The organism is Flavobacterium sp. 9AF (genome assembly GCF_902506265.1).
GTDB lineage: Bacteria > Bacteroidota > Bacteroidia > Flavobacteriales > Flavobacteriaceae > Flavobacterium.
In genome coordinates, this window is the sequence record NZ_LR733556.1 from 105,721 (window position 1) to 118,572 (window position 12,852).

11 protein-coding genes are annotated in these 12,852 nt (G+C 28.4%); 9 read left to right on the plus strand and 2 right to left on the minus strand.

From position 1 onward, the window contains the following. The first annotated feature begins 1 nt into the window (after window position 1). The 3 genes from HALO113_RS00535 to HALO113_RS00545 all read left to right on the plus strand — a co-directional run bounded on the left by HALO113_RS00535 (window position 2) and on the right by HALO113_RS00545 (window position 3,397). The gene (locus HALO113_RS00535; protein ID WP_159777159.1) at window positions 2–1,747 is read left to right on the plus strand and encodes a T9SS type A sorting domain-containing protein; all 1,746 of its coding nucleotides are present in this window, start codon (window positions 2–4) and stop codon (window positions 1,745–1,747) included. A 125-nt stretch (window positions 1,748–1,872) separates the two neighbouring features. After that, a complete protein-coding gene (locus HALO113_RS00540) occupies window positions 1,873–2,886 on the plus strand; it encodes a T9SS type A sorting domain-containing protein (RefSeq protein WP_159777160.1) in 1,014 nt (337 codons plus the stop codon). 34 nt (window positions 2,887–2,920) lie between these two features. Then, on the plus strand, window positions 2,921–3,397 hold the full coding sequence (locus HALO113_RS00545) for a hypothetical protein (RefSeq protein WP_159777161.1): 477 nt from the start codon (window positions 2,921–2,923) through the stop codon (window positions 3,395–3,397). A 74-nt stretch (window positions 3,398–3,471) separates the two neighbouring features. Here the strand turns inward: HALO113_RS00545 and HALO113_RS00550 are convergent, their stop codons facing one another. Together HALO113_RS00550 and gcvP are read right to left on the minus strand one after the other, a co-directional pair. Next, window positions 3,472–3,843 carry a group III truncated hemoglobin gene (locus HALO113_RS00550; RefSeq protein ID WP_159777162.1) on the minus strand — a complete coding sequence of 124 codons (372 nt, stop codon included), beginning with the start codon at window positions 3,841–3,843 and terminating at the stop codon, window positions 3,472–3,474. Window positions 3,844–3,994: 151 nt separating this feature from the next. After that, on the minus strand, window positions 3,995–6,856 hold the full coding sequence (gene gcvP / locus HALO113_RS00555) for an aminomethyl-transferring glycine dehydrogenase (RefSeq protein WP_159777163.1): 2,862 nt from the start codon (window positions 6,854–6,856) through the stop codon (window positions 3,995–3,997). 191 nt (window positions 6,857–7,047) lie between these two features. Here gcvP and HALO113_RS00560 point away from each other — a divergent pair, with 191 nt between their 5' ends. The 6 genes from HALO113_RS00560 (at window position 7,048) to HALO113_RS00585 (ending at window position 12,750) form a co-directional block, all read left to right on the plus strand. Further along, complete coding sequence (locus HALO113_RS00560; RefSeq protein WP_159777164.1) at window positions 7,048–7,860, plus strand: hypothetical protein; 813 nt, start codon at window positions 7,048–7,050, stop codon at window positions 7,858–7,860. A gap of 111 nt (window positions 7,861–7,971) precedes the next feature. Further along, entirely contained in the window at window positions 7,972–8,808 is an 837-nt protein-coding gene (locus HALO113_RS00565; RefSeq protein WP_159777165.1) for a LytTR family DNA-binding domain-containing protein, read from the plus strand. 97 nt (window positions 8,809–8,905) lie between these two features. Then, window positions 8,906–9,514 carry a hypothetical protein gene (locus HALO113_RS00570; RefSeq protein ID WP_159777166.1) on the plus strand — a complete coding sequence of 203 codons (609 nt, stop codon included), beginning with the start codon at window positions 8,906–8,908 and terminating at the stop codon, window positions 9,512–9,514. 21 nt (window positions 9,515–9,535) lie between these two features. Beyond that, window positions 9,536–10,717 (plus strand): serine hydrolase, encoded by a 1,182-nt coding sequence (locus HALO113_RS00575; RefSeq protein WP_159777167.1) that lies wholly within the window; start codon window positions 9,536–9,538, stop codon window positions 10,715–10,717. A 95-nt stretch (window positions 10,718–10,812) separates the two neighbouring features. After that, window positions 10,813–11,625: a hypothetical protein gene (locus tag HALO113_RS00580; protein ID WP_159777168.1), complete on the plus strand. Its 813-nt coding sequence runs from the start codon at window positions 10,813–10,815 to the stop codon at window positions 11,623–11,625. Window positions 11,626–11,685: 60 nt separating this feature from the next. Continuing rightward, window positions 11,686–12,750 carry a DUF4932 domain-containing protein gene (locus HALO113_RS00585; protein WP_159777169.1) on the plus strand — a complete coding sequence of 355 codons (1,065 nt, stop codon included), beginning with the start codon at window positions 11,686–11,688 and terminating at the stop codon, window positions 12,748–12,750. The last annotated feature ends 102 nt before the right edge of the window (window positions 12,751–12,852 follow it).

Consider the following 12,852-nt stretch of genomic DNA (forward strand, 5'->3'; position numbering starts at 1 on the left):
TATGAAAAAATTTTTACTATGCTTTATTTTATCTATTTCATTTAATTTTTATTCGCAAACTCCTTCATTTGAATGGGCGCATCATTTTGGGAATACTGCAGCCATTTTAGTTTATGATAATATAACTGATGCATCTGGTAATGTTTACATAACTGGAGAATATTCTGGAACAATTGATTTTGACCCAGGTTCTGGAACAGCAATGCAAACATCAAATGGAAGTGGGAATGATATATTTATATTAAAATTAAGCGCATCTGGTTCTTATGTCTGGGTTAAAACTTATGGTGGAACTGGTATAGATTTAGGACAAAGACTTGCAGTCGATAATGCTGGGAATGTATATGTAGGAGGTCGTTTTCAAAATAGTTTTAGTTTTGGATCATTAGGAACAGTTTCTAGCGGAGGTGGTTATGATGGATTTCTTTTAAAAATGGATACTAACGGTAATCCACTTTGGTTTAGAACAGCAGTAAGTTCTGGTAATGATTTTTTTACAGGAGTAGATGTTGATAGTAGTGGAAATGTTTATGCATGTGGTAGTTATACTCAAGCTTTAACACTTGGGTCAGGTTACTCTTGGGGAATTAGTGCATCAGGAACTTATGATTATTTTGTTGCTAAGTTTGACAGTAATGGAACTATTTTATATGCATACCCGTTTGGTAATGGTTATGATGATATAGCTTACAATTTAAAACTATCAAATGATGAAAGTCGTTTTGCTGTATGTGGCGAATTTAGGGCTTCTGTAGATTTTGACCCTAGTTCTTCTAATTATACTTTATTTTCATTAAATGGAAGTTATACAAGTGCGTTTGTGCAGGTTTTAAATGCAAGTTATGGTTATTTAATATATGCCAAAAGATTTGGTTCAACTTCTTCAGCTAACCAAGCTTTTGAATTAGCTTTTGATAGTCAAAATAACATACATATAGTGGGTAGATTTGCTGGTTCAACAGGTTATTTTGATTACCCTTCAAATCCTGCGAGCTCTTATTTAGCAAATTCAAATGGAGGTAGTGGATTTGATGGGTATGTAGTAAAATATAACGCAAATGGAGCATTTGTTTGGGTTAAAAGTTTTCAAGGAATTGGTTCAGGTACAAATGAACAAGCTACTTGTGTTTCGGTTGATGTTTCAGATAATGTATATGTTGCAGGAACTTTTAATAGTTTTGGGGGAATGGATTTAGACCCTTCATCAACTACCGTTAGCGCTCCAAATTATGGAAGTACTTCAGGAACAAGTGATATTTTTCTTGTTAGTTTAAATAGTGCAGGTAATTATCTTTGGGGATATTCATATACAAATAGTAATAATAATGATAATATTTGGGCATTAACAGTAGATAGTAATTATAATTTAATTGCTTCTGGATATTTTAATTCGACACAAATTGATATTGACCCATTGTCTTCTGCGGGCAATCAATTAATAACTGGAAACACTAATGGGAGTAATGATATTTTTATTACAAAATTGTCACAAGCAACTTTGATGAATGATAATTTCGCTAAAAATGAAGGTATAATTTATTATCCAAATCCAGTAAAAGATATTTTTATTTTTGAATCAAATGAAGAAATAGCAAGTGTTGAATTGTTTACTTTATCTGGTTCAAAGATTAATACAGAAATAAGAAATAATTCAATTGATATTTCACATCTGCAATCGGGAATGTATATTGTTAAAGCAATCACTTTTGATGGCAAACAATTTACAAATAAGATAATAAAAAAATAGAATTTAAAAAAAGCGACTTAAAAAGTCGCTTTTTTTAGAAGTCGAAAATGTACGCTTAGAAGTTTATTAAAAATAATGAATGAATTGAAATTTATTTTCGTGTTAAAATTCTAAATATTATAATTATGAAAAAAAGGCTACTCTTTATTTTAGTTGGTGTTGTTTCAACTTTTGCACAAACACCAGATAGAAAATTTTCGTTCACAAATGGTTCTTTAACTGATGATCTTAGTGCTGCATTTATAACTCCAGTCGGGAATGCTAGAACACTTATTGCAGATAGAACAAATACGGCCAATAATGCTATTACTATTAATTCAGATTATTTAGCATTTTCAATGGATAATTTAATGTCTCAAAGTTTTACAGTTAGTTTTTTTATTAAAACTTCTGATAATAATTTAAATACCAAAATATTAGTTGCTAATCGAGCGAATAATTATACAGGATTGGGATATGTTTTGGGATTGAGAGTTGGTAAATTAGAATTATTTCCTCAAATGGAAGTAACAACTCAATTTACAAGTTCAGGCAGTTATAATGTAGCGCCTATTTTTCAAAATTTTGGGAATATAGGAACCTATTCTGTAAATAATAACCAGTGGCATCACGTGGTATTGGTAGGTGAAAGTTTTCAAAATCCTGGAAGTTGTGGCTTTAATTTTAAAATCTATGTTGATGGAAATATAGATAGCCAACCTCAATTAATGTATCCCTATCAAACAGCTCAACAAACTTATATAAGTCATACCATTGTAAATACAAATTTGCCACTAGGTATAACTCAAAATACAACTTATAAATATTCTGATGGGTTCGATGATTTATGGTATTTTACAACCGCTTTGACTCCTGCACAAATTGCTAGTTTAGTAACTACACTAGATATAGATGATTTTACTATTGAATCTAATCTTATTTTTTATCCAAACCCTGTAAACAATATTTTAAATATTCAGTCTATTGATGAGGTAGAGGCAATTGAAATATTTAGTTTAACCGGACAAAAAATAGTAAGCAATAAGTTTGATAATAAAATTGATATTTCAAGTCTTCAATCAGGTATTTATTTAGTAGAAATTAAGACGGTTTCAGGTAAAAAAGTAGCAAAAAAAATAATGAAAAATAATGAAAAATAATTAGCGTTTTAAAGTTTAATTTTAATGGAATAGTATGAAAAATATAGTAAATATTTTATTTATATTAAGTTTAGTTGTTGCCTCATGTTCAACAGACAATGATGAAATTGCAAATGGTGAAGATATAACCCAATATCAAGCTACTTGGATATTAAATGCAAGAGAAGATGCTAATGGAAATGCTGTAAGTATTTCTTCTTGTGAAAACGGAAGAAACAAAATAATACTTGCAAATAATAATTTAGGAAATATTGTGTTAGGTTCAACTATTTATAATGGTAATGGTTTTATTTGTGGAGAAAGCACGACTATATATGCATATGATCTTGTAAATTCAAAAATAGTTTTTACAAACTCAAACAATGATTACACCATAACTTATCAAATTATTAGTGTAGATAATTCTACTTTAGTACTTAAAAAAATAGGGACGAGTACAAATGGAGTAACAACTACTATTGAAAATCCACTGAAAGAAACTTATACAAAACAAGTTTCTAGTGGAATTTAATTAGATAAGAAAGTTTTTGGTGTTTTTTATAGATATTTTTTGTGATAAGCAACTCAATATTTGGGTTGCTTTTTTTATTGAAATTTAATTTGCATTACGGTTGCCATGCTTAATGCATTCGTTTTCATTTGTTCAGCTATTTTTCCTTTAAAATGAGCATCAATAGTAGTGTGTAAATGTTTTATCCAAGTATCAAAATGTTCTTTTGTAAAATTATGTTTATAATGTACCTCTTTATGAATTTGAAACATATTGTTAGAATATCCACCTTTTAAAAATAAAGACTGTTCCCAAAATGTGGCAAGAATATCAAAATGTTCTTCTAAATGCTCTGAAACTTTTGTTAACTTGGTAAAGAAAAAATTAATAGAATCATCATTTAGAAGTTTTTCATAAAACTTTCGCATGATTAATGCAATATCTTCTCTTGTTTCTATATCTGTCATTTTAAAATTAAAAATTAAAAGAAAAAAAGTCATTTCGAAGGAATGGAGTATCTTATTTGTTAAAGATTTCTCGAATTCAATCGAAATGACAATTATATTAATAAACTAAGAATTAATAATTTAAAAATAATTACTAATTACCAGTAGCTAATTAAGCATAAGCTTCAATAGGAGCACAAGAACAAATTAAGTTTCTGTCTCCATATGCATCGTCAACTCGACGAACACTTGGCCAAAATTTATTTTCAGCAATATAATCTAATGGATAGGCTGCATCTTCTCTTGTATAAGGCATGTTCCATTCGTTAGATGTTAACATTTCTAAAGTATGTGGAGCATTTTTTAATACATTGTTGCTTTCTTCTTTAGAGCAATTTTCGATTTCTTTACGAATAGCTATCATAGCATCACAAAAACGATCTAATTCATCTAAATCTTCAGATTCTGTTGGTTCTATCATTAATGTTCCAGCAACTGGGAAAGATACTGTTGGCGCATGGAAACCATAATCCATTAAACGTTTGGCAATATCACCTACTTCAATTCCATTTTCTTTAAAAGAACGACAATCTAAAATCATTTCGTGAGCTGCTCTTCCACATTCTCCTGTATATAAAATAGGGTAATGCTCTTCAAAGCGTGCTTTCATATAATTAGCATTTAAGATTGCATATTCAGTAGCTTTTCTTAATCCTTCAGCTCCCATCATTGTAATATATCCATAAGAAATCAAGCAAACTAAAGCCGATCCATAAGGTGCAGATGAAATTGCTGTAATGGCTTGTTCACCACCAACCTTTAAAATTGGATTAGTTGGTAGGAAAGGAACTAGTTTTTCGTTAACACAAATTGGTCCTACACCAGGTCCACCACCACCATGAGGTATAGCAAAGGTTTTGTGTAAATTTAAGTGACAAACATCTGCCCCAATAGTCGCAGGATTTGTTAATCCTACTTGAGCATTCATATTAGCACCGTCCATATATACTAAACCTCCGTTATCATGAATTAATTGCGTAATTTCAATAATTGAAGATTCATATACACCATGCGTAGAAGGGTAAGTTACCATTAAACAAGATAAATTATCTTTGTGTTCAATTGCTTTAGCTCTTAAATCTTCTACATCAATATTTCCTTCAGGAGTAGTTTTGGTTACAATTATTTGCATTCCAGCCATTGCAGCAGAAGCAGGATTTGTTCCGTGAGCAGATGATGGAATTAAACAAACATTACGATGTCCTTCATTTCTAGATATATGGTAAGCACGAATGGCCATTAAACCAGCATATTCTCCTTGCGCACCAGAGTTTGGTTGTAATGTGGTTCCAGCAAATCCAGTAATTACATTTAATTGTTGCTCTAATTTTTTAAGCATGGTAATATAACCTTCTGCTTGTTCAATAGGAGCAAATGGGTGAATGCTGTTCCAATTAGGCATCGATAAAGGCAGCATTTCTGAAGCTGCATTTAATTTCATAGTGCACGATCCTAAAGAAATCATTGAATGATTTAATGATAAATCTTTACGTTCTAATTTTTTAATATAACGCATCAACTGGCTTTCAGAATGATGGTTATTGAAAACTTCATGTGTTAAGAAAGAAGAAGTCCTTTTTAAAGTAGCAGGAATATAATTTGAATCGTTAGCCATTATTTCATCGATTGAAGTAACAATTGATGTTGTTTTTCCACTAATGGTTTCAAATATGCTTAAAATATTGTTTAAGTCAGAAATAGAAGTAGTTTCATTAATTGCTATTGAAACTAAATTTTTATTTGGATAGAAAAAGTTAATCGCTTTTGCTTCTGCTAACTCTTTTACTTTATTTGAATCGTTTACTTCTACAAGAATTGTATCAAAAAAATGGGTGTTCTTTTGCTCAAATCCTAATAAGTTCAAAGACTCAGAAAGTAAAACAGCTGAAGCATGTACTTTGTTGGCAATATATTTCAGTCCTTTTGGGCCATGATATACTGCATACATTCCTGCCATAACAGCTAATAATACTTGAGCTGTACAAATGTTTGAAGTTGCTTTTTCCCTTTTGATATGCTGTTCACGTGTGCCTAATGCCATACGCAAAGCTCTTTTTCCGTTAGCGTCAATAGAAACTCCAATAATTCTACCAGGCATTGATCTTTTGTATTCTTCTTTTGTGGCAAAATAAGCAGCATGAGGCCCCCCATAACCCATTGGAATACCAAAACGTTGTGTTGTTCCTACTACAACAGCCGCGCCCATTTCTCCTGGAGATGTTAAGGTTGCTAAAGATAAAATGTCTGCTGCAACAGCAACTTTTATTTCTTTTTCATTAGCTTTAGCTATAAATGAGCGATAATCTGTTACTTGTCCAAATTTTCCAGGATATTGAAGAATGGCACCAAAAAAATCTTCAGTAAATTCAAAGGTTTCGTGATTGCCAATTACTAATTCAATTCCAATAGGAGTAGAACGTGTTTGTAAAACAGATAAAGTTTGAGGTAAAATTTCTTCAGAAACGAAGAATTTGTTTATATTATTTTTCTTTTGATCGCGAGTACGCACATCAAATAGTAATGTCATAGCTTCAGCAGCAGCAGTTCCTTCATCAAGCAGAGAAGCATTTGCAATCTCCATTCCAGAAAGTTCAGTTACTACCGTTTGAAAATTCAAAATAGCTTCTAAACGTCCTTGAGCAATTTCAGCTTGATAAGGTGTATAAGCCGTGTACCAACCTGGGTTTTCAAAAATATTTCTTTGAATGGGTGCGGGTACAATTGTAGGATGATATCCTAGTCCAATATAAGATTTGAAAACTTTATTTTTTTTACCTAGTTCCATGATATGCGTAGCATATTCATATTCTGTCATAGCAGGATCAAGGGTTAAATCTTTTTTTAAACGAATTCCATCTGGAAAAGTTTCATAAAGTAGCTGGTCCATATTAGAAACGCCTATTGTTTTAAACATATGCGTTAGGTCAGTTTCTCTTGGCCCAATGTGTCTTAAAGCAAATGAGTCTGTTTTCATTTATCTAAATATAAGGTAAGTAAGTTGTGTTTAGTTATAAAATGGAACCACTATTTATGTAGAAATAGGGTTCAAAATTATTCCTGCAAAAGTAATTATTAAAGTTTTAATTATTTCCAAAATTAAATTGAAAATTTGTGATTTTTTGAACAAAAAGGGTATCTTATTAACACATTCGCTATTTTTGTGATATGAAGAATTTAAAAAACCTTCTTGATTTTTATATAGAAAGCAGTTTGCATGTAGCTTTAGCAGTTTATGCACTTATTCAAATTACTTATTATAAACTTGATCTTCCATCAGATGAATCTGTTGTTTTATTTGGTTTTTTTGGAACTATTGTTGGCTATAATTTTATTAAGTATGATGAATTAGCTAGAGTAAAAAAAATAAAATTAAATAAAATGTTTAAAGCTATTATAGGATTAAGTTTCTTTTCTTTTATAATCGCTTTTTACTACTTTTTAGAATTAAAAGCACTTACAAAATTTGTTTGTTTTATTACTTTAGGAATTACCATTTTATACACTTTACCTTTATTTCCAAAAAAATCTAATATGCGTAATTGGAGTGGAATAAAAATTTATCTTGTAGCCATAGCTTGGGTAGCTGTAACAGTTGTGTTGCCAGTTTTAAACTCTAATTATATAGTGGATGTTTTTATTTTATTAAAAAGTATTCAGCGTTTTTTATTGGTCTTTATTTTGATGTTAGTTTTTGAAATTATTGATTTGAAATTAGATGATAAAAGTTTGCAAACCATTCCACAAAAGATAGGGATAAATTCTACAAAAATGTTGATTTTTGTATTGTTGTTTTTTTTTACAATTTTAGATTTTTTGAATGAAAATGTAAAAAGTAAACATCTTTATATTACAATTTTGGTAACAATAATTATTTGTTTGTTTACTGTTTTTGCGAATAGTAAACGAAATAAATACTATACAAGTTTTTGGGTTGAAAGTGTACCTTTGATTTGGTTACTTTTGTTAAATTTTATTTAAATACTTAAGTATAGAAGGTTTAATGTTCATAAGTTTAAAATAAAACGTTTTTATATATACATTCGTTGCAATTTTTGCAAAATAAGAATAAAGGAGAAAAAACTTTTTTATATGTCTATTACATCAAACAAAACAGTTTATAAAGATCGCTTTTTATGGATATTTTTTTATCCCTTAGCCTCATTGTCGTTTATTTTTATTGCAAATGATAATTCATTCTTAACTCTTATTTTTTTACCAACGTTTTTTACAGATGTTATTTTTGCATTAATTGTTACTTATTTTGTAGGTTTACTTTTAAAAAAAATGACTCTTTATCTTGATTTTAATTTTTCTTGGAATGATAATTTTAAAAAAAGAGTCAAACTTCAAATTTTATATGGAATTTTATTTCCATTATTTATATCGATGTTTTTAGAAATTTTATATTTATATTTTATCCAAATTCCTCTTTCATCATCATCAATATTTTATTTAGAGTTTCCTTTAGCTTTTTTATTACTTTTATTAGCAAACAGTTTTTATGTTGCTAATTATTTCTTTATAGATAAGAATAAAATAATCAATTCAAGAGACAATCAGCATTACATTGAAAATGATATTTTAGCTTATATAATTGTACAAAAAGGTTTTAAAGAGATTAAAATAGATTTGGTAGATTGTGCATTTATTAAGAGTGCAGAAAAAATGTTATGGTTATATGCATATAATGGTGAAATCTATCGTTTAAATGGGACTTTGGAAGAGTGGGAAAAAAAATTAAAAGAAAATTTTTTTAGAATAAATAGGCAATATCTTGCAAATGCTAAAGCAGTTGAATCTGTTGTAAGTACAGCTACTAGGAAATTGCAAATTAATTTTATTTTTCCACAAAATGAAGAGATATATGTTTCTAAAGCAAATGCTTCTGAATTTAGAAAATGGTGGAAAAGACAACAGTCCGTTTAAATCGAAAATATGCCCGTCTGAGTATTTTAATTTGTGAATACTAGTGAATTTTTGGATAATGAAAATAATTTTGTGCTTATAAACAGAATTATTTTACATGAAAAATAGATTTAAGAGATTTAAAAAAAGTTTTTGCTATATTCTTTTTTGTACATTTAGTGTACTACATGGACAAGACAAAAAAAATAGTTTCCCTATCACTTTGTCGATTTTTAATGAATCAACTGTAATGCCTTTTACAAGTTTCTTTACTTTGCCAATCCATTCTGGATTTCAATTTTCTACCGAATTAAATTATAATAAAATACTAAGAAATCGTTTGTTTCAAACATTTGGAACTAGCTATTATTATCATCAATACCTTAATCAAAGTGTTACAGTATTTACTGAATTGGGCTATGAATTTAGAACAAATCTAGGAATTGAAACTTCTTTTTTGTTAGGAATAGGGTATATGAGGAGTTTTCGTACTTCTACAGAATATGAATTTGATAATGGGAGTTATAAAAAAAGTAGGAATCTAGGAGTAGGCCGATTTGTACCATCATTTTCTCTTGAGACAGGGTATTATATTTTTCCTAAAAATGCTATTAGTTCTAAGGTGTTTTTAAAATATCAAACTTGGATTGAATATCCTTTTTCTCCAAATTTTATTGAAATAATGCCACATCAGAATGTACATATAGGAGTTAAATTTTATATATAAATAAAATCTTTGGCTTAAATTATGAAGAAAATAATTATTTTATTAAATATAGTATTTCTATACTATTCATGTGAGAAAAATGAAATTGTTAACCCTGAGAAGTATAATTGTAATTTTACACATCTTGATTCAAGTGTTATTCATCCAAAACGAGACCAATATCAAAGCTTATTGGATGAATTAATTCAAAAAAGAGCTGTAGGTGTTTTAATGACTGTTTATAGTCCTGTAGATGGAGAATGGTCTGGTGCATCTGGTAAAGCAGACTTGGCTAATAATATACCCATGCAATCTTGTATGATTTCTAGGATGGGATCAACTTTAAAAATGCTTACTGCAACTGTTATATTAATGTTATATGATGAAGGTAAAATAAATTTAGATCAAAAAATTAGTTATTATATTCAAGAAGATTATATAAATAAAATTAGAAATGCAGAATATGCTACTGTAAGACAATTGTTACAGCATAGTAGTGGTATTTACAATTATATACAAAATCCGCGGTTTCAAACTGCTTCTATGAATGATTTGAGGAAAGTATGGCAACCTCATGAGCTTTTGTCTTACGCATATAATAAGAATCCTTATTTTGTATCAGGAACAGATGTTCGTTATTCTAATACAAATTATATTTTATTAGGATTATTAATTGAAAAAATTGAGAATAGACCTTTATATGAAGTATTTGATCAAAAAATTTTTCTTCCTTTAGGTATGTCAAATTCATTATTTGCTGCAAAAGATCCCATACCAGACAATCTTGTGAGAGGATATATTGATATATATAATAATTATAAAATCATTGAAAGTACTTTTTACAGTGGTTGGGATTATTATACAGCAGATGGTGGTTTATTATCTAACTCTCATGATCTATTTTTATTTTTTAAGAGCTTAATGAACGGTGATGTTATTAGTACCGAATTATTAAATGAAATGCTAAATTGGAAATTCCCTAACGAACAAAATCCTGATTTTTTTTCTATTGCTTATGGTTTGGGTATTTTTAAAATTCAAACTTCTATAGGTGAAGTTTATTTTCATAGTGGAGATGCTATTGGTTATTATGCTAATATGATGTATGTTCCAAGTTTAGATACTTATATTGTATATGCTACTAATAGCAATTATGGGAAATTAGATGAATGGATATCTACACCAAAAGCAATTGATAATATACTCCATAAGGTGTGTCGATAATAATCTATTTAGGTCTTGTAATAAAAAAAAATGGAAATCTGTAAGATTTTATTTCTTAGGGTGTCTAAAAGCAAATAATATTAAAAACATAAAGTATGAAAAAAAATGTATTATTATCTCTTCTTATAATAATAATTGTATCTTGTTCAAAATCAGATAAAGAAATAACCTCTAATTATTCAAATTTATTAAGTCTTCCAGTTAAAACAATCAGAAAAAATAGTACAGGAACAATAATTAGAACCAGCCATTTTGAATACGATAATTTAAAACGAAGAAAAAAAGTCACTTATTTAGATATTGATCCCAATCAAAATGCAGTTGAAACTTTAAATTATGAAAACGGAAAGATTATAAGGTATTTTGATTGGGATGATCCTTCTGTACCATTGCAAAAATATGTCTATTATTATGATGAAAATGGAATTAAAAATGAAGAACTTTATCAAGATGCTAATTTGTATTATACATATGAATGGTATTATCGTCCAGATGGTGGTAAAGAAAAAAGGGTAAGGAATCCAGATCAAGCTGGAACATTAGTGATGACATTTTATTATCGATTTGATTCAAATGGAAATTTGGAACGAGTAGTAAAGGACAATGTTAATCCTTCCTTAGAAGATATAGAATATACTTTTACTAATTATGATACAAAATTGCGCAGTGTTGTAAGTCCTGTACATGAGTTAATAACTTTCAACTTGTTAGATGTTGAAGCAACTAAATTGACTTCGCCAAATAATCCAGTTAATAATACTAAAAAATCATTAGTTTCTAATGTAGTAACAGAATCTTACAAACATGTGTATACATATAATGCTAAAGGACAGGTTATAGAAGATAAGGTATATACTTTTAACGATGTGTTGTTTCAAACGGTTTCTATTGAATACCAGGATTTTTAATTACAATCTTTATTAAAATAATTAATTTGTCTAAATCATTATTAATTTAATACAAAAATTATGAAACGAATCTTAATCATTGGTCTATATATTTATTCTCTTAATTTACAAAGTCAAGAAAAATCAACTGTAAATGTTGAGGTAAATCCCGAAGTCTCCCTTTTTAGTATAGTTACTTATTTGTCTGGACATACTACTTTTGTTATTCCATCATCTTATCAAAATTTAGTAAAGAAAACTTTTAAACCTTATAAAAAACATCCAGCAGTTTCCTTAATAAAAAAAATGTATAAGAATAAAAATGTTGAGATTGAAAGTACTCATCCAATAATGGGCTTGTATTGTACAACTTTACCTAATTTAAAGCCAAATTTTATTCTACAAAAAAATATTTCTGAAGAAGAATTTGAAAATTATCTGAAATACTTGAGGAATTTTTCAGATGAGATTGCTTATTTGTCTTTTGTTGAACAGCAACAATCAGAATTTGAATCTTGGACTAATCCTGTTAAAGATACTATTAGTAAGTATAAATTGGCTGATAGATTAGGTTCTTTTTTTGGGTATCATAAGAATTTTAAAATTTGTTTGGATCCTTTTAATAGTTGGGGTGGCAAAGCTTTTATACCAAATGATAGCTCATTTGTTAAAAATAATGCATGGTTCATTTTAGGATATAATATTTATAGGGAAGATGGCTCTGATATAACCAAGTCTCCAAAGTTTGATTATAAATTTATGCTTGTAGATCTGGTTTGGCATGAAGGAACACATACTTACATAAATCCTCTAATAGATATGTATAAAACAAAATTTGAGCCTTACAGTGCTTTATTGGATAAAGAATTACAAGAAAAATTACAAAAAGCAGGTCGATTCAAATGGAATTGGAATCAATTTATAAAAGAGCAAATTACACGAAGTGTAGTTGCTTACCTACAATTAAAATACTTTGGAGAAAAGGAATGGGAAAAAGAATGTTTAAAACAGTATAATATTGGTTTTGTTTATACTAAAGAAATTTCAAATATCTTAAAAAAATATGACGAAAATAGAAATGCAAAAACAGAATTCACAAATGTTTTTCAGCATATAATCAATTATTTTGAAACCATAATAGACTAAAATATCTAAAATATCTAAAATATCTTAATTCTAAATTAAGATTAATAAAATCAAAGAATTTTAAATTTCTAATCAACTTTTTTGTTGATTATTATAAAATTA